The sequence below is a fragment of the Serratia sp. 2723 genome (genome assembly GCF_050434425.1).
Classification (GTDB): Bacteria; Pseudomonadota; Gammaproteobacteria; order Enterobacterales; family Enterobacteriaceae; genus Chania.
Map to the genome: position 1 here is coordinate 330,180 of NZ_JBNDIN010000002.1, position 26,628 is coordinate 356,807.

At 55.6% G+C, this 26,628-nt stretch carries 24 protein-coding genes; 9 read left to right on the forward strand and 15 right to left on the reverse strand.

Features of this window, described 5'->3' with window-relative positions:
• Positions 1–44 precede the first annotated feature (44 nt).
• Entirely contained in the window at positions 45–860 is an 816-nt protein-coding gene (gene dkgA / locus ABIE29_RS04170; protein WP_429616964.1) for a 2,5-didehydrogluconate reductase DkgA, read from the forward strand.
• Positions 861–1,008: 148 nt separating this feature from the next.
• Positions 1,009–1,614, forward strand: coding sequence for a transglycosylase SLT domain-containing protein (locus tag ABIE29_RS04175; RefSeq protein ID WP_429616965.1), 606 nt, complete (start codon positions 1,009–1,011; stop codon positions 1,612–1,614).
• Between the two features lie 9 nt (positions 1,615–1,623).
• Here the strand turns inward: ABIE29_RS04175 and ABIE29_RS04180 are convergent, their stop codons facing one another.
• The 4 genes from ABIE29_RS04180 to ABIE29_RS04195 form a co-directional block, all read right to left on the reverse strand.
• Positions 1,624–2,937 carry a type II toxin-antitoxin system HipA family toxin gene (locus ABIE29_RS04180; protein WP_429616966.1) on the reverse strand — a complete coding sequence of 438 codons (1,314 nt, stop codon included), beginning with the start codon at positions 2,935–2,937 and terminating at the stop codon, positions 1,624–1,626.
• Entirely contained in the window at positions 2,937–3,209 is a 273-nt protein-coding gene (gene hipB / locus ABIE29_RS04185; protein ID WP_024529137.1) for a type II toxin-antitoxin system antitoxin HipB, read from the reverse strand. Before hipB ends, ABIE29_RS04180 begins: the two co-directional genes overlap by 1 nt.
• A gap of 238 nt (positions 3,210–3,447) precedes the next feature.
• Positions 3,448–5,613 (reverse strand): YgiQ family radical SAM protein, encoded by a 2,166-nt coding sequence (locus tag ABIE29_RS04190; protein WP_422527696.1) that lies wholly within the window; start codon positions 5,611–5,613, stop codon positions 3,448–3,450.
• Between the two features lie 87 nt (positions 5,614–5,700).
• Positions 5,701–6,435 (reverse strand): GntR family transcriptional regulator, encoded by a 735-nt coding sequence (locus ABIE29_RS04195; RefSeq protein ID WP_429616967.1) that lies wholly within the window; start codon positions 6,433–6,435, stop codon positions 5,701–5,703.
• Between the two features lie 216 nt (positions 6,436–6,651).
• Between ABIE29_RS04195 and ABIE29_RS04200 the strand changes: the two genes are divergently transcribed.
• From ABIE29_RS04200 to ABIE29_RS04210, 3 genes are read left to right on the forward strand one after another with little or no spacing between them, the layout of a single operon-like run.
• Positions 6,652–7,668: an ADP-ribosylglycohydrolase family protein gene (locus ABIE29_RS04200; RefSeq protein WP_429616968.1), complete on the forward strand. Its 1,017-nt coding sequence runs from the start codon at positions 6,652–6,654 to the stop codon at positions 7,666–7,668.
• Positions 7,669–7,676: 8 nt separating this feature from the next.
• Positions 7,677–9,074, forward strand: a complete 1,398-nt coding sequence (locus ABIE29_RS04205; protein WP_429616969.1) for a purine-cytosine permease family protein — start codon at positions 7,677–7,679, stop codon at positions 9,072–9,074.
• Positions 9,071–10,000, forward strand: a complete 930-nt coding sequence (locus tag ABIE29_RS04210; protein WP_429616970.1) for a PfkB family carbohydrate kinase — start codon at positions 9,071–9,073, stop codon at positions 9,998–10,000. Before ABIE29_RS04205 ends, ABIE29_RS04210 begins: the two co-directional genes overlap by 4 nt.
• A 36-nt stretch (positions 10,001–10,036) precedes the next feature.
• Here the strand turns inward: ABIE29_RS04210 and ABIE29_RS04215 are convergent, their stop codons facing one another.
• A complete protein-coding gene (locus ABIE29_RS04215; protein WP_429616971.1) occupies positions 10,037–11,296 on the reverse strand; it encodes a nucleoside permease in 1,260 nt (419 codons plus the stop codon).
• A gap of 73 nt (positions 11,297–11,369) precedes the next feature.
• Positions 11,370–12,191, reverse strand: a complete 822-nt coding sequence (gene xapA, locus ABIE29_RS04220; RefSeq protein WP_024529143.1) for a xanthosine phosphorylase — start codon at positions 12,189–12,191, stop codon at positions 11,370–11,372.
• 135 nt (positions 12,192–12,326) lie between these two features.
• Between xapA and ABIE29_RS04225 the strand changes: the two genes are divergently transcribed.
• Positions 12,327–13,241: a LysR family transcriptional regulator gene (locus tag ABIE29_RS04225; RefSeq protein WP_429616972.1), complete on the forward strand. Its 915-nt coding sequence runs from the start codon at positions 12,327–12,329 to the stop codon at positions 13,239–13,241.
• Here ABIE29_RS04225 and ftsP read toward each other — a convergent pair.
• From ftsP to parC, 3 genes are all read right to left on the reverse strand, one after another.
• Positions 13,238–14,653 carry a cell division protein FtsP gene (ftsP, locus tag ABIE29_RS04230; RefSeq protein ID WP_429616973.1) on the reverse strand — a complete coding sequence of 472 codons (1,416 nt, stop codon included), beginning with the start codon at positions 14,651–14,653 and terminating at the stop codon, positions 13,238–13,240. The genes ABIE29_RS04225 and ftsP overlap by 4 nt on opposite strands.
• 98 nt (positions 14,654–14,751) lie before the next feature.
• Positions 14,752–15,483: a 1-acylglycerol-3-phosphate O-acyltransferase gene (locus ABIE29_RS04235; RefSeq protein ID WP_429616974.1), complete on the reverse strand. Its 732-nt coding sequence runs from the start codon at positions 15,481–15,483 to the stop codon at positions 14,752–14,754.
• A gap of 300 nt (positions 15,484–15,783) precedes the next feature.
• Entirely contained in the window at positions 15,784–18,057 is a 2,274-nt protein-coding gene (parC, locus tag ABIE29_RS04240; protein ID WP_429616975.1) for a DNA topoisomerase IV subunit A, read from the reverse strand.
• 278 nt (positions 18,058–18,335) lie between these two features.
• Between parC and ABIE29_RS04245 the strand changes: the two genes are divergently transcribed.
• Together ABIE29_RS04245 and ABIE29_RS04250 are read left to right on the forward strand one after the other, a co-directional pair.
• Positions 18,336–18,917 (forward strand): NAD(P)H-dependent oxidoreductase, encoded by a 582-nt coding sequence (locus tag ABIE29_RS04245; protein ID WP_024483025.1) that lies wholly within the window; start codon positions 18,336–18,338, stop codon positions 18,915–18,917.
• 45 nt (positions 18,918–18,962) lie between these two features.
• A complete protein-coding gene (locus ABIE29_RS04250) occupies positions 18,963–19,274 on the forward strand; it encodes a putative quinol monooxygenase (RefSeq protein WP_429616976.1) in 312 nt (103 codons plus the stop codon).
• Between the two features lie 155 nt (positions 19,275–19,429).
• On the opposite strand, the gene ABIE29_RS04255 is transcribed toward ABIE29_RS04250, so the two are convergent.
• The 6 genes from ABIE29_RS04255 to nudF form a co-directional block, all read right to left on the reverse strand.
• Positions 19,430–20,329, reverse strand: coding sequence for a LysR substrate-binding domain-containing protein (locus ABIE29_RS04255; protein WP_429616977.1), 900 nt, complete (start codon positions 20,327–20,329; stop codon positions 19,430–19,432).
• Positions 20,330–20,421: 92 nt separating this feature from the next.
• Positions 20,422–22,317 carry a DNA topoisomerase IV subunit B gene (gene parE, locus ABIE29_RS04260; protein ID WP_429616978.1) on the reverse strand — a complete coding sequence of 632 codons (1,896 nt, stop codon included), beginning with the start codon at positions 22,315–22,317 and terminating at the stop codon, positions 20,422–20,424.
• Positions 22,318–22,406: 89 nt separating this feature from the next.
• Entirely contained in the window at positions 22,407–22,982 is a 576-nt protein-coding gene (gene yqiA / locus ABIE29_RS04265) for an esterase YqiA (RefSeq protein WP_429616979.1), read from the reverse strand.
• Entirely contained in the window at positions 22,982–23,809 is an 828-nt protein-coding gene (cpdA, locus tag ABIE29_RS04270; RefSeq protein WP_248945599.1) for a 3',5'-cyclic-AMP phosphodiesterase, read from the reverse strand. The genes yqiA and cpdA overlap by 1 nt, the downstream gene beginning before the upstream one ends.
• A gap of 27 nt (positions 23,810–23,836) precedes the next feature.
• A complete protein-coding gene (locus ABIE29_RS04275; RefSeq protein WP_021179514.1) occupies positions 23,837–24,262 on the reverse strand; it encodes a DUF1249 family protein in 426 nt (141 codons plus the stop codon).
• Positions 24,263–24,895 carry an ADP-ribose diphosphatase gene (nudF, locus tag ABIE29_RS04280; RefSeq protein ID WP_021806860.1) on the reverse strand — a complete coding sequence of 211 codons (633 nt, stop codon included), beginning with the start codon at positions 24,893–24,895 and terminating at the stop codon, positions 24,263–24,265.
• Between the two features lie 283 nt (positions 24,896–25,178).
• Here nudF and tolC point away from each other — a divergent pair, with 283 nt between their 5' ends.
• Positions 25,179–26,600 carry an outer membrane channel protein TolC gene (gene tolC, locus ABIE29_RS04285; protein ID WP_429616980.1) on the forward strand — a complete coding sequence of 474 codons (1,422 nt, stop codon included), beginning with the start codon at positions 25,179–25,181 and terminating at the stop codon, positions 26,598–26,600.
• Positions 26,601–26,628: the final 28 nt, after the last annotated feature.

Here is a 26,628-nt window from a genome sequence, read left to right on the forward strand (position 1 = left end):
TGTAAGCAGGCTTTGGCCTGAAAGCAGTCATAAGGAGATAGCGCATGCAACCCATCATCAAACTCCACGATGGTAATCTGATGCCGCAGTTGGGACTCGGCGTATGGCAAGCCAGCATTGAAGAAACCACGCAGGCCGTCACCAAGGCGCTGGAAGTCGGCTATCGCTCCATCGATACCGCCGCGATTTACAAAAACGAGGAAGGGGTGGGTGCCGCGCTGCAAGCTACCTCGATCCCACGTGAAGAGCTATTTATCACCACCAAGCTGTGGAACGACGATCAGGGCAATCCGCAGGCAGCGCTGGAAACCAGCCTGAAAAAGCTGAAGCTGGATTACGTCGATCTCTACCTGATCCACTGGCCGAAACCGGCACAGGATCGGTATGTCGAAGCCTGGCGCGGCTTGATCAAACTGCGTGAGCAAGGGCTGGTGAAAAGCATCGGCGTCTGTAACTTCCACACGCCACATCTACAACGCCTGCTGGATGAAACCAGCGTCGCGCCGGTGATCAACCAGATAGAACTGCACCCGCTGCTGCAACAGCGCCAGCTGCGCGCCTGGAATGCCACCCACCATATCGCCACCGAATCCTGGAGCCCGTTGGCGCAAGGGGGTGAAGGCGTCTTTGATCAACCCCTGATCAAGAAGCTGGCGGAGAAGTACAACAAGACGCCTGCACAGATCGTCGTGCGCTGGCATCTGGACAGCGGCCTGATCGTGATCCCGAAATCGGTTACGCCAGCACGCATTCGCGAAAACTTTGAGGTGTTTGATTTCAAACTGGATAAGGACGAACTGGGCGAAATCACCAAGCTGGATATCGGCAACCGCCTGGGGCCAGATCCGGACTCTCTGTAAACATAACGGGGCCGCACTGTCGGCCCCGTTGCCTTATTGTTGGTAGCCTCAGGTTATGATCGCGTTAATTGGCTTTTAACCCAAGATCTTATCGGTCGCTGGCGCTATGATATGGCGCAGCGATCCGATCACAGCAGCTTGGAGTTTCATGACTTTCTCTTTCTCATCTTTGCCGCGCCTGACCATGGTGTTAATGCTGTTGGTGCTGGCGGGCTGTTCCAGCAAGCACCAACGTACCAGCCACGATCCTCACGCCTATGACGATGAAATCGAAGACGCGGCCGACGAGTATGATGTTGATGAAAAACTGATCGCCGCCATTATCCAGGTAGAGTCTGGCTTTAACCCAAAAGCTGTCAGCCCCTCCAACGCCATCGGCCTGATGCAGCTCAAGGCGAATACCGCCGGTTGTGATGCCTACCGTTTTAAAGGCAAACGCGGCTGCCCGGATGATGACGATCTGTTGGATCCAGAAACCAATATCGATCTGGGGGCGGCCTATATCGGGGCGCTGCAACAGCAGCAACTGAAGTGGATTGACGATCCGGTGACCCGCCGCTATGCCACTGAGGTGGCCTATGCCAACGGCGCAGGAGCCTTGCTACGTACCTTCTCCAGCGATCGCCAAAAAGCCATCAGAATGATCAACAGCCTGTCACCGGAAGCCTTTCACTGGCATGTGCGCCAGTACCATCCCTCACCGCAGGCACCGCGTTATATGCTGAAGGTCGAGGCGGCGTATAACCGTTTGTAGCCAGAATACTCAGGCTATCCCTGATAACCTACCGTGGAATTTCTGCAAATTTGACACGATGGAGCGGTAGACATGGGTTGAAAAATCGCCAGGTAAAGTTTTTGTTACCGCATCGATGGCTCTCGGAACGTTCTCCGCGAAATAATGCAGGATCTCCATCATTTGCTCTGCGGGGAAATTCACCTCCTTTGCTGTCGCCACAAAGTGACGGGGATAGATCTTGCCAATCTCGTTTTTCCTTCCCTTGCTGGCTTTCAGGCTCATTGCCAACTTAAGATCGCTCATATGTAAACCTTGCCCACCGAGCACGGGAAAGGCAGAAATAATGTCGTAGAAGGGAGTTAATCTAAAGCTACCGCCTGCCTGAATAAAAATGGAGAAATTTTTCGCATGCCCATCCGTTGCACCAAGCAGCCATTGAAAAACCTGAAATTTCATAAAGTCATATCGGTCTTTTAACGCGGTGCTGGAACCAAGCAAAAAATCCATGATCTTGGCAATTCCTGGCCCCCCGTCTGATTCATACTTCACTGATGAGGGCAGACCGAAAACTTGGCAGAGATCTTCTTGCGGCAAGCGAAGCAACTCGGTTCTGTTCTTCACCCAGCGACGATCAAACCGTTCAACTGCCAGAGCCCTGATGGTCTCAGTCCTGATGATCTCGGTATCAGGCACAGCAAATCCAAGTTCACGTGCTAATGCCAGACATAAATATTCATTATCAACACTCTCACGCAGATCCAGCGTGGCATTAGGCTGTTTTATTTCGCCTATCGGCAGCTTAATGATGTGGGTAGTTGGCGTCATTCCACTCGGGAGACACCAATCCTCATTAATCTTCAGCAGCGCCGTCTTTTCCTGGGCACCTGCAACCGATATTCTGAAATCGTCTTCTTCATTAATCATGCCAAGCGGAATATCTGATTGGTATGCGGTGAGTAACGTTTCCAGTCGGATTTTATCCAGTGGCTGCCATGTTAATGTCAGTTCGGTGACAGTTTTCCCTGGCGGAAGTAACGTCACAGCTCCCACACTATCTCTCCCTATCTCGGCAAGAAGATCAAAGGGTTGTGTCGATTTGGCGTGATACCTTTTAACAATTCGCTCCCGAACCTTTGGGCTGTCCGGCAACAGGTTATCAAAGTAGTTAATCACCGCATCAGATGTGATGTTGCCTACCTCTAAAGGCAGAGATAGAGAAAGAGGCCTAGCGCGCGGATTGCGCATCCAACTATCATCATATCTGAACGTATGCGCACCGGTTGTCTGCTTCGTCAACTCACCGACTAGTTCGTTGTTCATCCACGTAATAAGCGTTGCCATTACCAGTCAAGCTCCTGTTGATTTTCCTTATCACAGACGGCTGTCATATCATTTTTTTCGCATACAACCATAGACATTTCAAGTGATTGCAATATTTTAAACAGCGTAGTTAGCGTTGTTTTTTCGGGGTTGTTTTCGAAGTTGGAAATGGTTGCCTGCTTAATACCGATCCGACCGGCAAGATCGCTTTGCGTCCAATGGTTTCTCTGCCGCACTAGTTTTAGATAGTTTGCCAGTTGGGCCGGGCTATAAATTTTTGGTGGACTCATCACACTGACCTCCTAGGTATCCGCACTAAAGGATAATTATCAGTATATCCTCTAATGAGGATAAAGGAATAAATATCCTCACAAAGGGATAATGATAAGTATATCCCCATAAGGGGATAAATCACGATTCTGGATCCAGCGGCTATTGAAAGTTTTTAAGTGATGTATAGAGTGATGTATAGAAAGCTATGCCCTCAGGGAGAGGGCTAGTACGAGGGAGCCACTTGGGCTCCCTGCTCTATCAGGCCTTACCGTTGCGGATAGGCTTGCGCGATGGCTTGTTGGACGGCGTGCGCTGGCGGGTAATGTCCGTGTGCTTGGTCAACGCCGGGCGGGTATGCCGCTGTAGGCGCTTGGCCTCGCGCTGTTCGTCAATGCTCGGTGCTGGCACCAGACATTCGCGACGACCACCAATCAGGTGCTTCATTCCCATCTCTTCCAACGCGGTGCGGATCAGCGGCCAGTTGAGCGGATCGTGATAACGCAACAGCGCCTTATGCAGGCGGCGCTGGCGATCGCCCTTCGGAATAAACACGTCTTCGCTCTTATACCCCACCTTACCCAACGGGTTCTTGCCGCTGTAATACATGGTGGTGGAGTTCGCCATTGGCGACGGGTAGAAGTTCTGTACCTGATCGAGACGGAAGCGGTTTTTCTTCAGCCACAGCGCCAGATTCACCATATCCTCATCGCGGGTGCCCGGATGCGAGGAAATGAAATAAGGGATCAGATACTGCTCTTTACCCGCCTGCTTGGAATACTGATCGAACAGTTGCTTGAAGCGATCGTAGCTGCCCATCCCCGGCTTCATCATCTTGGACAATGGCCCGGTTTCGGTATGCTCAGGTGCGATCTTCAGATAGCCACCCACGTGATGGGTCGCCAGCTCCTTGATATAGCGCGGATCTTCAACGGCCAGATCGTAACGCACCCCGGAGGCGATCAGGATCTTCTTGATCCCTTCCAGCTCACGGGCGCGGCGGTAAAGCTTGATGGTCGGCTCATGGTTGGTATCCATATAGGTACAGATTTCCGGATACACACAGGAGGCACGGCGGCAGGTTTGCTCGGCACGCGGGTTGGTGCAGCGCAGCATATACATGTTGGCCGTTGGGCCACCCAGATCGGAGATCACCCCGGTAAAGCCTGGCACCTTGTCGCGGATCTCTTCGATTTCACGCACGATCGAATCTTCCGAACGGCTCTGGATAATGCGTCCTTCATGCTCGGTGATTGAGCAGAACGAACAGCCACCGTAGCAGCCGCGCATGATATTCACCGAGAAGCGGATCATGTCGTAGGCCGGGATACGCTCTTCGCCATAAGATGGGTGCGGCACACGCTGGTAAGGCAGGGCAAACACGCTGTCCATTTCCGGTGTGGTGAGCGGGATCGCCGGTGGGTTGATCCACACGTAGCGGTCGCCATGTTTTTGCATTAACGCACGGGCGCAGCCAGGGTTGGTTTCATGGTGCAGGATGCGTGAAGTGTGGGCATACAGCACCTTGTCCGCCTTCACCTTCTCGAAGGAAGGCAACAGCACGTAGGTTTTTTCCCACGGCTTGGGCTTGGCGGCACGCACGGTGACCGGCTTGGCCTCTGGCTCTGGCGTGCTGCCATCGGCACAGGGTAAATCTTCACCGTAAGGATTAGGGATTGGCTCGATACGCCCCGGCTTGTCCAGACGAGTAGAATCTACCCCGCTCCAGCCCGGCATGGCCCCTTTACGCATCACTGCGGTGTTACGGATATCGTGGATATCCTGAATTTTTTCACCCGCCGCCAGGCGATGCGCCAACTCCACCAGCGGGCGTTCGCCGTTGCCGTAGATCAGCATATCGGCCTTGGAATCCACCAGCACCGAGCGGCGCACGGTATCCGACCAGTAATCATAATGGGCAATGCGACGCAGGCTGGCTTCGATACCGCCCAGAATGACGGGCACATCTTTATAGGCTTCCCTACAGCGTTGGCTATAGACCAGCGTGGCGCGATCCGGACGTTTGCCACCCACGTTACCGGCAGTGTAGGCATCGTCATGACGCAGCTTACGATCGGCGGTATAACGGTTGATCATCGAGTCCATATTGCCAGCGGTCACGCCGAAGAACAGGTTCGGTTTACCCAAACGCATAAAGTCTTCTTTGTTACTCCAGTCCGGCTGAGCAATGATCCCCACGCGGAAGCCCTGAGCTTCCAGCATGCGGCCAACAATCGCCATGCCAAAGCTTGGGTGATCGACGTATGCGTCCCCGCTGATCACGATCACATCGCAGCTATCCCAGCCCAATTGGTCCATCTCCTCACGCGACATCGGTAAAAACGGCGCGGGGCCAAAACATTCGGCCCAATAAGGCTCGTAGGAGAACAATTCACGTTCGGGTTGGATCAGGCTGGTAGTGCTCATTCGGGTGCTCTTGTGCAGGTTAATTTATCGCCGGGCGGCGATTATACGCACTCGCCGCCAAAAGAGCATGGTTATTTCTCAGATTACTCAGCTTTTGACCTCAAACTCGTACACATCACTGCGGCACAGCGTTTCGCAGAACTCCAGCACTTCGCCCTGGGCGTTGCGGCTGGTCTGGACAATGCGTAACAGCGGTGTGCCACTTTGCACATTGAGCAAGCCGGCGTTTTCGTCACTGCTGGCAACCGCCTTCAATAAAAAATGCCTGCCCTCTGGCACAATACCTCGCGACTTCCATAGGGCATACAGCGAGTGTTCCAGCTCTTCGGGATCGGGCAGAAAACGGGTCGGAATATAGGTGGTTTCCAACGACACCGGATTGCCATCCACCAACCGCAGGCGATGAAGCTTGGCCACGATACTGTCGCTTGCCAGTTCCAGCGCTTTGGCTACCTCTATGGGTGCTGTCATGCGGGTGCGCAACAACCATTGGTTACTGACGCTGCTGCCACTGCGCAACACCTGCGCGGTAAAGCCGTTATCCTGATTGAGGGAATAACCGATGTGCATTGCCACTCGCGTGCCTATGCCCTGCTGGCGAGAGACCAGCGCTTTTTCCTCCAGCAGCCTCATCGCCTTACTGACGGTAACCCGTGACAAATCCAATGCTTCAGCCAGCATACGTTCCGGCGGTAAAAAATCGCCAACGCCCAGCACATGCTGCTTGATGGCAATTTCAAGGGTATTCGCCAGTTGGATGTAACGTGGTGCCGCCGATGCCTGTGAAAACTGCTGACGCAACCAGGCAATAAAATCATTCATCAGGCCCGCCTTCTGATCTGTTCGCATTTCTCAACCGCCTCGTTTTTTACCATATTTGTCACATTCAGGATAACAACATCATGCAAGCTTGCATTGGACTTAGATTGGAGTCACATTTTTAAGCATTGGACTTTAATTGGATCCATTTTGCAGGTAACATTAGCAGAACTGATGTTTTACATCGGTATGCACCAACACCAGGGAATACCCATATAAATGAAAAATATAAAAAATCCTCACCACGCCATACTTGGGGCGCTCTATGGGCAAGCCGTGGGCGATGCGATGGGGATGCCGTCAGAACTGTGGCCATTACAACAGGTCGGTGATTATTTTGGTTGGATCACCAGCTTCCTGCCAGGCCCGGCAGAAAATAGTGCAGCAAACGGCTTTATCGCCGGGGAATACACGGATGATACCCAACAGGCGGTGGCCTTGATGGATGCGCTGTTGGCCGCGGAGGGCCGGGTCGAGCCGGAACGTATTGCTCACCATATCATGCGGTGGGCGGAACGGATCGGTGCCTTTGAGAAAAACATCCTCGGCCCCAGCTCCAAAGCCGCGCTGCTGGCGTTCCGCGCCGGTACGCCGGTAGCAGAGATCGCCGCTAACGGCGTGACCAATGGCGCAGCCATGCGTGTAGCTCCGTTAGGCTGCCTGCTGCCAAGCGGCGATTTACCTGCATTTATCGGAGCGGTACGGCAGTCTTGCAGCCTGACCCACAAATCGGATATCGCCGTGGCCGGTGCTTTTGCCATTGCCTGGGCCGTTAGCCGGGCTATCGAAGGCGCTGAATGGGCCACCATCAAGCAAGAACTGCCCGCACATGTGGAGCTGGTGCAACAGCAACAAATCACCACCTTCAGCCCTTCGCTCAGTCGCCGTCTGGTTTGGGCGCTGGAGTTCACTGCCAACCTGGGCCATCGGCAGGATAGTGAAGCATTAGCGGAGCTTTACCACACCGTCGGAGCCGGGATGGACACCATAGAGTCGATCCCGATGGCATTGGCGCTGGTTGAGCTGGCAGACACCGATCCACAACGTTGTGCGATCCTGGCAGCCAATCTGGGTGGCGATACCGATACCATTGGTGCCATGGCAACGGCAATCTGCGGAGCCTTGCGCGGCGTAGCCGCTTTTCCGGCGGAGTGGATTGCCACGATCAATAGCGTCAATCAAATAGATTTTGAGCCCTACGCGGCCGCTCTCCTCAGGCTGCGCAAACAGGAATAAATCGCACCATGAGTGAAATCAACCGCAGTGAGACATGGAAAGTAGAAAGCACGGGGATCGATCGCGTACCGGATGCCGAGCAGACCGGTAAACCGCTCGAGCTGTTCTGGATATGGTCTGCCGCCAACATCGGCATTCTCGGCGTGGTTTACGGGGCGATTATCGTCGCGTTCGGCCTGTCCTTTATCCAGTCAATCCTGGCCGCATTGGTCGGCGTAGCCAGTTTTGCTTTGGTTGGTTACACCAGCTTCGCCGGGAAACGTGGCCGTACCTCTACTTTGACCTTATCGCGGGTGATTTTTGGCCTGAAGGGCAACATCGCCCCCACCACCTTCAGTTGGATCAACCTGATGGGTTGGGAAGCGGTGAACGTCATTACCGGCACGCTTACCCTGGCTGCCCTGTTCCAGGCCGCTGGCCTGGGTGAAAGCCACTCCCTTACCGCTTTCAGCCTGTTGCTGTTTGGCGGCTTGACCATCGTAGTCAGCCTGCTGGGCCAGAACACGGTAGTCTGGATGCAGAGCTGGTTCAGCCGGATATTCGGCACCATGACGCTGATTGTGGTGCTGTATATCGTCTTCACCACCGAATGGGGCAAAGTGCTGTCACTGCCTTCCGGCAGTTGGTTGACCGGCTTCCTGCCCGCCGTTTCGGTGATCGCCGCCGGTACAGGTATCAGTTGGGCCATCGCCGGAGCCGATTACAGCCGTTATCAAAGCCCAGTCTCTTCAGACAAAAGCATCTTCGCCGCCGTGGTAGGAGGGGCCTGCCTGCCCCTGATCCTGCTGATGTTCACCGGCATTCTGCTTTCGGTACAACTGCCGGATCTGGCCAGCGCCGCCAACCCGATTGCGTTAATCGGCTCGGTGCTGCCGAAATGGATGGCCATTCCTTATCTGTTGGCCGCGACAGCCGGTATCGTCACCATTGCCGTGCTCAGCCTCTACTCCGCCAGCCTTAACCTGCTAACGCTAGGCGTGAAGGTGAAACAGTCGCTGGCGGTCTCCATTGATGCCGTGGTGATCCTTGGCATCGCCATCTATGTGCTGTTTGTCTCTGGCGACTTTATGGGGCCATTCATCTCTTTCCTGGTGTTCTGCGGGGTGTTCCTTGCCGCCTGGGAAGCCATTTTCATTCTCGATTATGCTAAAGTGCGCCGTCATCATGGTTACGACGGTAATGCCCTGTACGGCCTGAACGGCCAGAACCGCGGCGTACGTAAGGTGCCATTATTCTGCTGGTTCCTCGGCGCCTTGTGTGGGCTGCTGGTGACCAAAACCGGGTTTATCGATGGCCCATTAGCCAAAGGTCTGTTCGCTGATTCCAGCCTGGGGCTGTTCGTTTCCTTCCTGGTCAGCCTGATTGCCTATGGCCTGTATCTGGCAAGTAACAAAGGACATCAATGAGTGAGTTTGTCGCAGTAAAACCGATCCTGGTGGTAGGCGGTGCCGTGGGTGATGTAGTACTCACACTGCCAAAGCTGCCAGCCAGCGGTGAAGATATCGAAGCGCAGCCGCAAGAGCGGCAGATTGGCGGTTGTGCCTTCAACGTAGCACGTGCGCTACGCCGCCTGGATGTTCCCGTGATTAACGGTATGCCGGTTGGCAACGGAGACTGGGGAGCGGCCATCGAAGCCGCCATGCAGGAGCTGGATCTGCCGGTGCTGCTACGCCATGGTCAGATGGATAATGGCTGGTGTCTGGCATTGGTGGAACCCAACGGTGAACGTACCTTTGTTACCGTGACCGGTTGTGAAGCCCATTGGAATAAGGCGCAGCTGGCTACCCTACCGCTAACGCCGGAAACGGTGGTGTATGCCAACGGCTATGAACTGGTGGGAGAACCCGGTGAAGCACTGCGAGACTGGCTTACCCGCCTGCCGTTCGATCAGTGGCGGCTGCTGGATCCCGGCCCGCGCGTCGATCAATTAGGTGAAGAGTTTTTCGCCATGCTTAGCGATAGCCACACCTTACTCACCCTCAATCGTGACGAAGTCGCGATCTTGTGTGGGGAAGGTGACGCCGTCAGCGCCGCACAACGTTATGCCACAGCGCATAACATTACCCTGATCTGCCGGTTGGATCGTGACGGTGCCTGGGTCTGTGATGGCCGCAATGAACCGCAGCATGTGCCCGTTTACCCGGTTGACGTCGTCGATACCATCGGTGCGGGGGATGCCCACTGCGCAGGTTTGCTAGCCGGGCTTTCCGCGGGTCTGCCACTGGTGCAAGCCGTCGATCTTGCCAACCGCGTAGCCGCCTGTGTGGTGGCCAGCCGTGGTGCCGCTGGCGCACCGGACTGGCAACAGCTGCAACAGCGTTTCCCTGCCTGATATCACAGGGGCTGAACTCAGCCCCTGTGTTTACCTTTAATGCGCTTTCTGCAGCTCGCCGTTCATCTCTTCCGGCCGATGTTGGTAGTTGAAAGACAAGGCAAAAATCACCCCCAGCACCAGCGTATAGGCGGCAAACACCAGCCAGATACTCTGCCAGTCTTTCACCCCGTTGTGGGTAAAGAAGTCCACAACCTCGCCGCTGGCAATGGCTCCAACGTAAGCCCCGGCACCGTTGACCATGGTCATAAACAGCCCCTGAGCGCTGGCACGAATGCGGTGGTCGGTTTCTTTCTCCACAAAGATGGCGCCGGAAATATTGAAGAAATCAAACGCGCAACCGTAAACGATCATTGAAAGCAAGAGCAGTAGGAAGCCGAACCCGGCAGGCGTACCGTAGGCCAGGAACAGGAAACGCAACGTCCAGGCCGCCATGCTGATCAGCATCACCTGCTTGATGCCATATCTCCGCAGGAAGAACGGGATGGTGAGGATGAAAAACACCTCAGAGATTTGCGACAGGGAGAGCAGCACCGAAGGATAGCGCACGCTGAGGCTGTCCTGATACAGCGGGTCAAGAGAGAAATCGTGCAGGAACGGGTTGCCGAAGGTATTGGTGATTTGCAGTGCCGCCCCCAGCAGCATGGCAAACAGGAAGAACACCGCCATGCGCTTTTGCTTGAACAGCACAAACGCATCCAGCCCCAACATGCTGACCCAGCTTTGCGAGCGCTTCACCTTGTTGGTCGGGCAATTTGGCAGCGTCAGGGAGTAGACTGCCAACAGCAGCGACACCGCAGAAGCCAGATACAGTTGCATATTGCTCAATTCAATGCGGCTAAAGCTGATTAGCCACATCGCCAGAATAAAGCCCACGGTGCCATAAACCCGCACCGGCGGGAAATCCTTGACCGTATCAAAACCGTGCTTTTCCAGACAGAAGTAAGAGATAGCGTTGGAAAGCGCCATGGTGGGCATATAGACCATCGCGTTAAACAGCATGACCCAGAACATCACCATCGGCTGATCGACCTGTGCAGCGTAGTACAACGCCACCGCTCCCAGCAGATGACACAGGCCATACAGACGGTTGGCCTTGATCCAGCGATCGGCAATGATCCCCGCCAGACTTGGCATGATCAGCGCGGCGAGCCCCTTCGAACTGTACACCATGCCTACCTGCGCCCCGCTGAAGTGCAGGGTGTTGATCATGTAGGATCCCAACGTCACCAACCAGGCGCCCCAGATAAAGAACTGGAGAAAGATCATCACCTTCAATCGTGTTTTTATTGCCATTACCATCACCTTATTGTTGTGATTTACGCGGCAAGGTAGGGCTTGCCGCGGGGTAGTCGGATGGAAATAAGAATTACAGCGTTTTGAAGAACTCACGGATCAGGCGCATAAAGTCGTCTGCCGCCAGCGCAGCGCAACTCAGCGTTTGTTCGTGGGAAAGTGGCGTATCAGATAACCCTTCGGCATAGTTGGTCATCGCCGAGACCACCAGCACTTTCAGGCCACAGTGACGAGCCGAAAGCACTTCGGGCACGATCGACATCCCCACCACATCGCAGCCCAGCGTCTGCATCATGCGGATCTCGGCCGGGGTTTCAAAGTTCGGGCCGGTGTAGGCGGCAAACACCCCTTCTGCCAGTGGGATACCGGCCTTGGCCGCTACCGCCGCCAGTTGCGCACGCAGGTCTCGATCGTAGGCATTAGCCAGGCTGAAGAAGCGTGGACCAAAACGCTCGTCGTTAGCACCCACCAGCGGGGATTCCGGCATAAAGTTGATGTGGTCGGTCAGCGCCACCAGGCTACCCGGGGCGACCGATTTACGCAGTGAACCAGCAGCATTGGTCGCCAGCAGGAATTCACAGCCCAGCAGTTTGAAGGTGCGCACGGCGGTGGTCATCACCTGCATGCCACGGCCCTCATAGAAATGTCCGCGCCCTTTCATGCACAGCACCGGCACGCCTTCCAGCCAACCCGCCACCAGTTGCCCTGCGTGGCCCACTACGCCGCTCACCGGGAAACCCGGTAGTTCGGTATAGTCGATGGTCACGGCGTCGGTCATTACGTCTGCCAGCGCCCCCAGCCCCGATCCCAAAATCAATGCAGCGCGAGGTTGAAAGCCGGGTAGTCTGGTCCGCAGCACGTCGGCACAAGAAAAAGCATCGTCTTGATTAAACATAGTATTCTCTTCTGTAGGGGGATAATTTAATCCCCATAGTAGAGAGCGACAGCGGGTGGCGACCAATACATTGTTGCCCGCTGATTTATTCTGTTTACCTATAAATACCCTGCATCGGGAGGCCCGAAAAAAACCATGAAAAAGCCACTACCCGACCCTAGCCGGATCAACTTTCGTCTGCTGCACTATTTCCGCGTGGTGGCAGAGGAGATGAACTTTACCCAGGCCGCACAGCGGCTGAACATGTCCCAACCGCCGCTCAGCAAACATATCAAAGAGCTGGAAAACCAGCTGGGGGTGGAGTTGTTTAAACGCACCACCCGCTCCATGGCGCTGACGCAGGCTGGCCGCACGCTGTTCCATAACGTCGAAACATTGCTGGATCAGGCGGGCAACGCGCTTAACCAGGTGCAGCAACTGGGCCGTGGCGAGGCCGGCCATATGGTGATTGGCATGGTAGGCACCTCGGTCTGGGGCGGTTTGATCCCGGCCCTGAAACGCTTTACCGGGCAGGAAGAGAAAGTCACCTGGACGCTGAATGAACAAACGCCCAGCCAGCAGATCGTCTCATTGCAGAAGCGACATATCGATATCGGGGTCTGGCGCGAGGCAAAACAACAGGCGCTGCCGGGGCTGGCCTGTCAATTATTGGCGCGGGAGAAGATCTCGGTGGTGCTGCCAACGGGGCATCCACTGGCAACGGGGGAAGAAATCCAACTACAAACCCTGGAGCATGACAAATTTATCGTGCTGCCGCCCAACGAGGCCAGCCTGGGGCTGTATCTGCACAACCTGTGTCTGCAACATGGCTTTGCGCCGGACATCGTCCATCAGGTCAATGAACCGCAAACCTTGATGGCGCTGGTGGCAGAAGGCTTTGGTATTACGTTATTGCCGGACAGCTACGGGCGCATACCATGGCCCGGTGTACGGTTCTGCCCGTTGCAGGCGGCCCCTTCGGCGGATCTCTACGCGATCTACCACGCCGAAAGTGCCACACCGGTGGTGCAGGCGTTCCTGAAAATGCTGCGAACGCCCGAGGCCGCTTAAGCGGAAGCCTGTACCACAAACTGGCCGGTCGATCCGCGATCGGCCATTTCCAACGTCTGGCTGTAGAACAGGAACGGGAAGTGCTCCGAGGAAATCTGGTTGAAGTACACCAGTAGCTCCACGTCGCCGTCGACCCAGACGGTATCCTTCCAGCCGCGATCTTCCGCCATCGGCTGCGCGCCATTGACGCGTTTCACCAGGAACTGCACGCCCTGAATATGGAACGCCTGCGGCGTATCGGCATGAATGGTCCAACGCTCCCAGGTGCCCTGCATCGTTTGTACGTCGATGCGGTTCATGTCCCAAATGGCCCCGTTGATGCCGGCCATCTTGTCCCCCAAGCGGAATTCACGCGAGCGGCTGACGTTACCATCCAGCAGTTGATCTGCCAGCAGGCGCATCGGTAGATTGTCGGTAACCAGCGGCAACAGACCCGTCGGTTTCAACGTCAGTACCTGGGTGGAAACCAGCATGCTGGAAGGTTCAAACAGGCCGCGCAGACGATCCATGATCCCTGCTGCTTCACCAGCGGTAAGGGTAACTTCGGCCCCCTGCGACATGTCGATCAGCACTTCGCGACGCTCACCTGGAGCCAGAGAAAGTTGCTGTACCGCGACCGGTGCAGGCAGGAACCCCTGATCGCTGGCGATCACATTGATCGGCCGCCCATCGCTCAACTGCAACGAATAGCGACGTGAGTTTGAGGCGTTCAACAGGCGCAGGCGAACCCAGCCACGTGAGACCTCGATAAACGGGTTCTGTACGCCGTTGACCAACAGCGTATCGCCAATAAAGCCCCCCTGCGCCGGGGGATCGTATTCCGGCGTACCGAAGTTATCCAGGCGCTTGTCCTGAATAATCAGCGGGAAATCATCGACGCCGTAATGGTTCGGCAGCGGCAGATTTTTACTGATTTCATCCTCGACCAGCCATAGGCCGGCCAGGCCGTTGTAAACGTGTGGTGCCATGCGGTTCGGCGTGTTGGCGTGATACCAACAGGTAGCTGCCGCCTGACGAACAGGAATGACCGGCGACCAGTCAACGTTGGGCGACATCATGCGCGGCGCACCGCCCATCAGGGTACCCGGCACCTGCAGCCCGCTGATGGTCATAGATACCGGCTCGGGCAGGCGGTTGCTGTAGATCAGTTTGACGTCGTCACCGCTGTAGACCCGCACCGTCGGCCCCAGATACATGCCGTTGACGCCCCAGACGGCCGCTTTGCGGTTGTCCATAAAGGCCCAATGGGCACGTTGCAGGGTTAAAAACAACGGCTGGCCACGGCGGGATTCCAACAGTGGCGGGATCGGTAACGGAGTTGGCATCCCGCTCGCTTCAGCCCTCAGCGGCACCGTTCCCGCGCATAGCGCCAAGCCCGATGCTTGAATAAACTGACGTCGACTGAGTGACATATCTTCTCCATGAAAACAAAGCTGAACCTTGTGCAAAGCCCCGCTAACACGGGGCATAAACGGCATGACGCCGTATGAAAATAGCTTACTGCGTTCTATTATTTTTTGGCGGCGTTCAACTGGGTAACTTCCGCATCCAACTGATCAATCTTCGCCTTCATCAGCTCGCGGCAATGGGCCGCCAGATCACGCACCTGTTCTTTACTGTAGTTACTGGTATCGACCGGGTCCAGCATCTCCACAATCACGTGGCCGTTGTTCCAACGGTTCAGCTTGACCTTATCGGTAGAGGAAACACAGATCGGCACAATCGGCACACCAGCCGCGATCGCCGCGTGGAACGCACCGGTTTTAAACGGCATCAGGCCACGGCCACGGCTGCGGGTTCCTTCCGGGAACATCCATATCGAAATATCTTGTTCCTTGAGGGCATCAACCACCTGGGCAATGGTGCCATGGGCTTTGGCGCGGTTATCCCGGTCAATCAGCAGGTTACCGGCCAACCAGTAAAGCGGGCCGAAAAACGGGATCCACACCAGACTTTTTTTACCTACGGTCACGGTGCGTGGCTGTACCGCATTAGAGGCCGTCACCATGTCGTAGTTGTTCTGATGGTTGGCAATGTAAATACATTTGCCGTTATTGTCCGCGCTAGCAGGCTTACGGAGTTCCACCTTGATGCCAAACACTGTCGACAGGCGACCAAACAGGTGGCCAAAGGTCGCTACATGGCGGGGGTTACGCGGGCTGAACAAGCAGTAAAGCGAACCGAAAAAACTCACTAACAGGCAATAAACCGTGACGACAATCGCACGTAATATCAATAACATAACAACCTCATTAGCACACTGCCAACCCAGCCGTTGAGCAGCCAGGAAGATTTCTTTTTGTATGAGGAGCGCAGGCAGGAGAACGCACGGCGCTTCTAAGTTCTCTATTTTCCCGCCAGCCAGCAATCGGCACAATAAATTTATAGCCGGAAAAATTAACTAACTTAAAAAATAAACCAAGATAAAAAAGCCTGAACGAGTACAACATGCAGTTAAGCGGGCGCAGCATGGCCCCTATGTAGGAATGTCTGCAATCGCATGGGCGCAGTAAACTGCGCCCATGCTGGGTAAATCTCCGCTTTACTCTTCGCTGTCGCCCAACGATTCACGTTCTGGCATATCCACCTCAACCCGATCGATACGCTGCAGGCCACGTGGCAACAACGTACCTTTACGGCCACGCTCGGCGCGGAATTTCTGCAGATCTTCCGGGCGCAGTTTCAGCTTGCGTTTGCCCACGTGCAGGGTGATCGAGGTTTGTGGTGGCAGAACGAACAGCCAGGCCAGTTTATCTTCCCCGCTGGCAGCCTGCGCCGACGGTATCGAGATAATCTTGTTGCCCTTGCCCTTAGACAGCTGTGGCAGATCGGCGACCGGGAACATCAACATACGGCCAGCGGTGCTGATAGACAGCAGCATATCGTCGCTGCCGTGAATTTCCATCGGCGGCAGCGCCTTGGCGTTGTCCGGCAGGGTGATCATCACCTTACCGGCGCGGTTGCGTGCAACCAGATCGTTGAAGGTACACACGAAGCCGTAGCCAGCATCGGAAGCCATCAGCAGTTTCTGATCGTCGGCAGCCATCAGCACCTGCTCGATAGTGGCACCTGGCGGTGGCGTCAGCTTACCGGTTAACGGTTCACCCTGGCCACGTGCCGAAGGCAACGTCAACGGATCGAGCGCATAGCTGCGACCAGTCGAGTCGATGAACACCACCGGCTGATTAGTCTTGCCGCGCGCGGCGGCAAGGAAGCTGTCCCCGGCCTTGTAGCTCAGGCCGCTCGGATCGATATCGTGTCCCTTGGCGCTACGCACCCACCCCATTTGCGACAGCACAATCGTCACCGGCTCTGAAGGCACAAAATCGTGCTCGCTCATGGCCTTGGCTTCTTCACGTTCGGTCAGCGGTGAACGACGTTCGTCGCCATAAGCTTGCGCATCGGCCTGGATTTCTTTCTTGATCAGGTTATTCAGCTTGCGCTCGGAAGCCAGCAGCGCCTGCAGATGATCGCGCTCTTTTGCCAGCTCATCCTGCTCGCCGCGGATCTTCACCTCTTCCAGCTTGGCCAAATGGCGCAGCTTCAGCTCGAGGATCGCTTCAGCCTGGGTATCGGAGAGACCAAACCGCTGCATCAACACCGGCTTCGGCTCATCTTCGCTGCGAATGATATGGATCACTTCGTCGATATTGAGGAACGCAACCAGCAAACCTTCCAGGATGTGCAGCCGTTTGAGCACTTTTTCCAGGCGGTAATTCAGGCGGCGGCGCACCGTATCACGGCGGAAGACCAGCCATTCGGAGAGGATCTCCACCAGCCCTTTGACCTGCGGGCGGTTATCCAGACCGATCATGTTCATGTTGATGCGGTAGCTACGCTCCAGATCGGTAGTGGCAAACAGGTGGTTCATCACCTGCTCCAGATCGATACGGTTCGAGCGCGGCACAATCACCAGACGGGTCGGGTTCTCGTGGTCGGATTCATCGCGCAGGTCTTCCACCATCGGCAGCTTTTTGGCGCGCATCTGGCTGGCGATCTGCTCCAGCACTTTGGCACCTGAAACCTGGTGCGGCAAGGCGGTGATCACCGCACTACCGTCTTCTTTCTTCCAGATGGCACGCATGCGTACCGAGCCACGGCCATTCTGGTAAATTTTGCGGATCTCTTCGCGCGGGGTAATAATTTCCGCTTCCGTCGGGAAGTCCGGCCCCTGCACAAACTCCAGCAGATCGTCGAGCGATGAGCCTGGTTTGTCGATCAGGGCTACCGCCGCGGCAGCAATTTCACGCACGTTATGCGGTGGAATATCCGTTGCCATCCCTACCGCGATACCGGTCGTCCCGTTGAGCAGGATGTTCGGCAGGCGTGCCGGCAGCATCTTCGGCTCTTGCATGGTGCCGTCGAAGTTGGGCACCCAGTCCGTGGTGCCCTGGCCCAGCTCGCCCAGCAGCACTTCGGCATATTTCGACAGACGCGATTCGGTATAACGCATCGCGGCGAAAGATTTGGGGTCATCCGGTGCCCCCCAGTTCCCTTGCCCATCTACCAGCGGGTAGCGGTAAGAGAACGGCTGTGCCATCAGTACCATCGCTTCATAACAGGCGCTATCACCATGAGGATGATACTTACCCAACACGTCACCGACCGTACGGGCAGATTTTTTGAATTTGGCGCTATTGCTAAGCCCCAGCTCCGACATGGCATAGATGATGCGGCGCTGTACCGGTTTTAAACCATCGCCGATATACGGCAGCGCCCGATCCATGATGACGTACATGGAATAGTTCAGATAGGCGTTTTCAGTGAATGTGTGCAGCGGTAGACGCTCAACACCGTCATGAGTCAGTTCGCTCATTACTCAGATATCCTCAGACGACAAAGGGTCGATTCTGCTCGCGATAGTAACTCATCTGCAGGGTGGCTGTCACAGATGCTGCATCGATCGGCCATTGATGCTGGCGATCTCCCCGGTTTATGCGAAATTTTGCCATCAATGGCTGCCTTTATTGACTTTTAGTCAATACTGTTGTGCGTTAGATCGCATTTTTCCCTGTTTCAGGAAGGATTACACTCCGTTTCAGCGATATGGCTTATGGCCATCACATTCTACATTCTGACAGGAACCCAGCATCCATGAGCAATATCCTGATTATTAACGCCAAGAAGCAATTCGGCCACTCCAACGGTGAGTTGAACCAGACCCTGAGCGACGTAGCAGAAAGTTTCCTGCGCGATGCCAAGCACGATGTACAGGTCACCGTAGTCGATGACGGCTATGATATCGAAGCCGAAGTACAGAAATACCTGTGGGCCGATACGGTGATTTACCAGATGCCAGGCTGGTGGATGGGCGAACCCTGGATCCTGAAAAAATACCTCGACGAAGTGTTCACCGCCGGCCACGGCAGCCTGTATGCCAGCGATGGCCGTACCCGTTCCGATGCCAGTAAAAAATACGGTTCCGGCGGGCTGATCCAGGGTAAGACCTATATGCTGAGCCTGACCTGGAATGCCCCATTGGAAGCCTTTACCGACCCTGACCAATTCTTCCACGGCGTGGGCGTAGACGGCGTTTATCTGCACTTCCACAAGGCCAACCAGTTCCTGGGGATGGAAGCACTGCCGACCTTTATCTGCAACGATGTGATTAAACAGCCGGATATTGCCAACGATATCGCACGTTTGCGCGCACATCTGGGCGAAGTGTTTGCTTAACTGTGATGGGTTTTATCAATCATACCTTTAACCAATGAGGCCGTAATGATCACCGTAATTGCAGAAATCAGAACCAGACCGGGTCATCGTGAAAGCGTACTGAAAGCGATTGAGAAACTGTTGCCAGCGGTATTGGCGGAAGAAGGCTGTGGCGGCTATCAGCCGATGATCGATGCCGATACCCAGGCACCGTGGCAGAAGCGTTCCCCGGATTCCATCTTTATGATGGAGAAATGGCAAAGCCAGGCGCATCTGGAACAGCACCTGCAGATGGATCACATGCTCAAGCACCGTGAAACCATCAAGGACAGCGTGCTGGATACGACCATTTACGTACTGGATACCCCCTTACCCTAACCCTCTCCCGCAAGGAGAGGGGACAGTCCGTGCCACAGCTTGATTACAGCACACTTCCTCTGCTTCAACCCTACTTCTGCCTCTGAAGACGACGCTGTACTAGCCCCCTCTCCCTGTGGGAGAGGGCTGGGGTGAGGGCATCAGACATCTCCGCTCTACAAGCTCTGCGCATCGGTGATATGCGCGCTGACAAAGTCCAGAAAGCAGGTGATCCGTGCGGCCAGTTGAGCATTGCGATAATACACCGCATTGATCGGCTGGCGGACATCCAACGTTTCAGCCGCCAGCAGTTGAACCAGACGCCCTTCCCGCTGATCTTCCCGCGTCATAAAATCGGCCAATTGGGCAATCCCTTCCCCACGTAGCGCCAGTTGCCGCAGCGTTTCGCCGCTGGAAGCCGACAACGTTGGGGTAATGGCAAAGCGCTCCGCCTGCCGATGACGCAGCGGCCACAGATTGAGCGACTCAGGCTGCGTAAAGCCCAGCAGGCTGTGGTGGTTTAGTTCTTCGACACTCTGCGGTGCTCCATAGCGGGCAATATAGTCCGGGCTGGCAAGGATGCGTAACCGGCTGGCCCCCAGCAGGCGCGCGTGGATGGTGGAGTCTCGCAATGCGCCAATACGAATGGCGATATCGGTGCGTTTCTCCAGCAGATCGATAATCAGGTTATCGGTGTTCAGCTCCAGCTCAATCTGTGGGAAACGTTGGCGGAAACCGGCGATCAGCGGCACGATCACATGTTCCATAAAGGGTGCGGCAGCGTTGACCCGCAGCCTGCCAGCCGGGTTCAGGCGGCGCAACGCCATCTGTTCCTCGGCATGTTCCACCGAGTTGATAATTTCCCTCGCATGGGCCAAAAAGCTCTGCCCCTCTTCGGTCAGTTCCAGACGACGTGTAGTGCGGCGCAGTAACGTGGTATCGAGTTTTTTTTCCAGACGGCTCAGCGCCCGGCTGATACCAGAGGTAGTTTGGCCAAGCTGTTCGGCGGCGGCGGTAATCGAACCGCTGTCGACCACGGAGGTATAGGCCAAGAGTTCTTCGAGGGTGATTTTCATGCATTCCGCCCTGGGTTATCGGGCGCAGCACGCAGTGCGCCAGGGATGGCACAGTATAAAAACTTGGGGCCGCGGTTGCGGCCCCACAGGCATCAGACGGAAAGCTCGGCGGTATCGCCCTTGTCTTGCAGCCAGTTGCGACGGTCTTCCGAACGCTTCTTCGCCAACAGCATGTCCATAATGGCCATGGTCTGATCGGTATTCTCATCATCGATGGTCAACTGTACCAGACGGCGAGTGTTGGGATCGAGCGTCGTTTCACGCAGTTGCAGCGGGTTCATCTCACCCAGCCCTTTAAAACGCTGTACGTTCGGCTTGCCCTTTTTACGCTTCAACTGCTCCAGCACGCCGGCTTTCTCTTCCTCGTCGAGGGCGTAATAAACTTCTTTGCCCAGGTCGATACGGTATAACGGCGGCATCGCAACGTACACATGGCCGCCCTTCACCAGCGTCCGGAAGTGGCGGACAAACAGCGCACACAGCAGCGTGGCGATGTGCAGGCCGTCTGAGTCCGCATCCGCCAGGATACAGATTTTGCCGTAGCGCAGTTGGCTGAGATCGTCGCTGTCGGGATCGATGCCGATCGCCACGGAGATATCATGGACCTCTTGCGAGGCCAACACTTCGTCTGAGGAAACTTCCCAAGTGTTGAGGATCTTGCCCTTCAGCGGCATGATCGCCTGGTATTCGCGATCGCGCGCCTGCTTGGCCGAGCCGCCCGCCGAGTCCCCTTCCACCAGGAACAGTTCGGTCATGCTCAGATCCTGCGAGGTGCAGTCCGCCAGTTTGCCCGGTAACGCAGGCCCGCTGGTCAGCTTCTTACGCACCACCTTCTTCGCCGCACGCAGACGGCGTTGAGCGCTGGAGATCGCCAGTTCGGCCAACTGCTCGGCCGCCTGAACGTTCTGATTCAGCCACAGGCTGAAGGCATCCTTCACCACGCCGGAAACAAACGCCGCGCACTGGCGGGAAGAGAGCCGCTCTTTGGTCTGGCCCGCAAATTGCGGATCCTGCATTTTCACCGACAGCACGTAGGCACAGCGATCCCAGATATCTTCCGCAGACAGTTTCACGCCGCGCGGCAGAATATTGCGGAATTCACAGAACTCGCGCATCGCATCCAGCAGCCCTTGGCGCAGGCCGTTGACGTGCGTCCCGCCCTGCATGGTAGGGATCAGGTTGACGTAGCTTTCCGTCAGCAGTTCCCCGCCCTCCGGCAGCCATAGCAACGCCCAGTCCACCGCTTCGGTATCACCGGCAAAATTGCCGACAAACGCCTTTTCCGGCAGGGTGATCAGGCCGTTCACCGCTTCCATCAGGTAGTCGGTCAGGCCGTCCTGGTAGCACCAGCGCTGCTCGGTATTATTCAGCTTGTCGATAAAGTAGATTTCAACGCCAGGGCACAGCACCGCTTTGGCTTTCAGCAGGTGCGACAGGCGGGAAACCGAGAAGCGTGGGCTGTCAAAGAACTGCTCGTCAGGCCAGAAGTGAATGCTGGTGCCGGTGTTGCGTTTGCCGCAGCTACCGGTCACCGCCAATTCCTGCACCTTGTCGCCGTTCTCAAAAGCGATGCTATAGACGTTACCGTCGCGCTTGACGTTGACTTCCACCCGTTTGGACAGGGCGTTAACCACCGAAATCCCCACGCCGTGCAGGCCGCCGGAGAACTGGTAGTTTTTATTGGAGAATTTACCGCCCGCGTGCAGACGACACATGATCAACTCAACCGCCGGTACGCCTTCTTCAGGGTGGATATCCACCGGCATGCCGCGGCCGTCGTCGATCACTTCCAGTGACTGATCGGCGTGCAGGATCACATCGATACGCTTGGCATGGCCCGCCAACGCTTCATCGACGCTGTTATCTATCACCTCTTGGCCGAGGTGGTTCGGACGCGTCGTGTCGGTATACATACCGGGACGACGGCGCACTGGTTCTAGACCGCTGAGTACTTCAATGGCATCAGCGTTATAGCTGGATTGAGTCATCGTTGATTATTTTTTCGTGGTTGAGGGAAGGTGCCGAAATCGCCCACTGCCTGTTCAGTATATCTGTGATCGCTGAAGTTGCTGCGGCGTCATAGCCCTAAAAAATCCACAATCTGGGGGAAGTAGTGCTCAAAACCGACGAAAGCGTGGTTTCCGCCCGACTCCACCGTTTGCCGACAGGCGGCGTAATAAGCCACTGCCTGGCCGTAATCGAGAATTTCATCGCCCGTTTGCTGTAGCAACCAGATTAAATCCGGCGACTCCAAGGGGTCGACCTGCATCACTTTCAGATCATAAACGTGGCGTGACTCTAACACATATTGCTGCCCGGTGTAGGGGTTCTCGTTGCGTCCAAGATAGTCGATCAGCAGTTCATACGGCTTCACCGCCGGGTTTACCACTACCGCTGGCAACGCGAAACACTGCGATAACCAGGTGGCATAATAGCCGCCCAACGAGGAGCCTACGACGCCCATCGTCTGGCCTGCCCGCGCCATCACCATATCTTCCAGCATTTCCGCCGCCTCTGCCGGGTAGGGCGGCAACTGCGGTACCAGCATGTCGATATGGGGATGATGTTGCGCCAGCCAGGCTTTGAAAGCCGTGGCCTTGGCCGAAAGCGGCGAACTGTTAAAACCGTGCAGGTAAAGTAAGGTTGAGGGCATCAGTAGCCATCCGAATCCATGTCGGGGCGGAAGTCATCGTTTTCCAGCCGGAATACCTGGGTTTCCACCCGGCCATCCGGCAACAGGTCGAGGTAGCGCCAACCTGGGGAAACGTCGTCGATCGTAAAATTGGTGCAGTGCGGCTTGAATTGCACGCAGGTGGACGGCGTAGCCAACAGCCGACGCCCGTGCCAGCCCAGATCCAGTTCCTGATGGATATGTCCGCACAGTAAGGTATTCACCTTCGGATAGCGCCACAGCATGGCCGCCAGCGTATGCGGGTTGCGCAAACTGTGTTGATCGAGCCAGGTACAGCCGGAAGGCAACGGATGGTGATGCAGTAACAGCAGCGTGTAGCGCTCTGGATGAGCCTCGAGGCAACGCTCCATCCACTCCAGCTGATATTCGCTCAGCTCGCCGTGCGGCACGCCAAACACCTGGCTATCCAGCAGTAGCACCTGCCAGTTGTCCCCCAGCAGCACCTGCTTGGAAGGCGAGATACCGGCTGCGGCCAGCGCGTCCACCATCGCAGGCTGAAAATCGTGGTTCCCCGGCAGCCAGACACAGGGTGCCGGCAAGCGGGTGATACCATCGGCAAAGTGCCGGTATGCCGCCTGGGAATGATCCTGCGCCAGATCGCCGGTTGCCACGATCAGGTCGCACTCACGCTGTTGCGCGATCACCGCATCCAGCACCGCGTGATAGCTGGCATAGGTATTTATGCCGAGCAAGGTCTCACTCTTGCCAGCAAACAGGTGGGTATCCGTTATTTGTAGGATCCTGACCTTGGCCCCACTCGCCACGGGCAGTCTAAACAGGCTTTCCAAATGGTGTCCTTTGTTATCTCCGTCTACCTAACAAGCCGGAACCGCCATTGCTCCATGCGCTAAACAGTAGCGCAACCAATCAGCAAGAAACTGGTTAATTTGATGCTTTTCGTCGCGTTGATGCAACTTTTTGTTCGGATAATCATAACGCGCTTTAAACCGATAGATCTGCTGACTGGAACACACTTCCGCAACCATCGCGTCGTGATAGAGCCGCACCGTCATCGCGGGCAGGCTCCAGTAGCTGACCGCAGGCGCAGTCTGCTCAATCTGCACCAGCGTGGTGTAACGGGTAGATTCAACAATAGTCAGACGATAATGAGCGCCATTCACCTGATAAGTGACGGTTTCATCGACTTCATCGTTACGCGGCATCAAACGCCGCAATTGCGCGAAGTTGGTTTCACACAATCTCATCATTTCGGGGAAGTCAGGGGTATAGCGCTTTTGCATTTAGTTGGCCCATTCTGCTTTAAGCGATTCATGGTGCAACGCCAGCCACTGCAATGCAATCACTGATGCGGCATTATCAATCGCGCCTTCTTCAACCCAGCGGTAAGCCTGTTCGCGGCTGACCACGTGGACACGGATATCTTCATGCTCTTCGGGTAATCCGTGGATCCCTTCGGCCGTCAGGGCGTCAACCTCGCCAACCATTATCGACAGGCGTTCGCTGGTGCCACCAGGGCTGGCCAGATAGCTCAGCACCGGCTTGCAGCGCCCCACCACCACGCCAGCCTCTTCCAACGCTTCGCGACGGCACACGTCCTCAACGCTTTCTCCCGTTTCGATCATACCTGCAACCATTTCCAGCAGCCAAGGGGAAGCTGAGCTATCGATGGCCGGGATCCGCAGCTGTTCAACCAGCACCACTTCGTCCCTGATGGGATCATAGGGTAGCAACACCGCCGCATGGCCGCGCTCAAAAACTTCGCGAGTGACCTCACCGCTCATCTCACCGTTGAACAGACGATGGCGAAAGCGATATAAATCGAGTGAAAAAAAACCACGGTATCGCGTCTCCCGTGCAATAATTTCTACATCATTTTTGTCGAAAGTAACGGGTGAAGGTTGCGAACGGTTCATCTACGGAGTCTCCTGTGCGATTATGCCGGTAAAATAAAGGGATTTGATGACAGAAACGGCGGGGTTATCTTCACCCGCTTTGTGTTAGATTGTGAATCATGATATCAGGTAGCGCCGATGCCAGTAGCCAAGTGTCAGTCAACGTAGCGTAAACCAAGGTAAAAGTTCTGTGAGATGGCACATTAAGCCACCCTCAGCGCTCGGCAGACTCTGCTAGAATTGGCAACTATTCGTCTATCGTCAGCGCTAACATAGCAATATTGCTGCACAACAAGGAATGCAAATGAAGAAACTGCTCCCCCTTCTTATTGGTCTGAGCCTCGCAGGCTTCAGCACCATGAGCCAGGCAGAGAACCTGTTGCAGGTTTACAAACAGGCCAGGGAAAGTAACCCGGATCTACGTAAAACCGCTGCTGACCGTGATGCGGCGTTTGAAAAAATCAACGAAGCACGCAGCCCGTTGCTGCCGCAGCTTGGCTTATCTGCCGGTTATACCTACGGTAATGGTTTCCGTGATGCTAATGGTCTCAACAGCAATACCACCCAAGGCTCACTGGCGCTGACTCAAACTATCTTTGATATGTCCAAATGGCGCGCGCTGACGCTGCAGGAAAAGGCCGCCGGTATTACCGATGTCACTTTCCAGACTTCATCCCAGAAATTGATCCTGGATACGGCCACCGCCTATTTCAACGTACTACAGGCGATCGATGCCCTGTCCTACACCCAGGCGAATAAACAAGCGGTCTACCGTACCCTGGATCAGACCACCCAGCGCTTTAACGTGGGCCTGGTTGCCATTACCGACGTGCAGAACGCCCGTGCCAACTACGATACCGTGCTGGCCAACGAAGTGACCGCTCGTAACAACCTGGATAACGCAGTGGAAGTGTTACGCCAGATCACCGGCACCTTCTACCCGGAACTGGCCTCACTGGATACCAACAAGTTCAGCACCAAGCGCCCAGATGCCGTCAACAGCCTGTTGAAGGAGGCGGAAAGCCGTAACCTGAGCCTGCTGTCTGCCCGCCTGAGCCAGGATCTGGCCCGTGAGCAGATCAAATCGGCACAAACCGGCTATATGCCAACCGTCGACCTGAACGCCTCTACCGGGATCACTAATTCCAAATACAGTGGTTCCAGAGCTAATACTGGTGCTGGTGGCAGCGACTCGATTAATGGCCAGAACCAGGTCGGCATCAGCGTTAGCGTGCCGCTGTACAACGGCGGCGTAACCAACTCGCGGGTAGAACAGGCGCAGTACAACTTCGTCGGTGCCAGCGAGCAGTTGGAAAGCGCCCACCGCAGCGTGGTGCAAACCGTGCGTTCCTCCTTCAACAACGTTTCTGCGTCCATCAGCAGCATCAACGCTTATAAACAAGCGGTGGTTTCCGCCCAGAGCTCTTTGGACGCTACCGAAGCTGGTTACGAAGTGGGTACCCGTACCATCGTCGACGTGTTAAATGCGACGACCACGCTGTATAACGCCAAGCAACAGCTTTCCAATGCGCGTTATTCTTACCTGATCAACCAGTTGAACATCAAATCGGCGCTCGGCACGCTGAACGAAAACGATCTGATGATGTTGAACGGAACACTAGGCAAGCCAATCTCCACCGCGCCAGATGTGGTAGCACCACCAACAGCGGCGCAAGATGCCTATGTTGACGGTTCCAGCACCACCCGGCCAACGGCCAGCAGATAACCTGCTACAGCGTTGAGCTACCGAATAA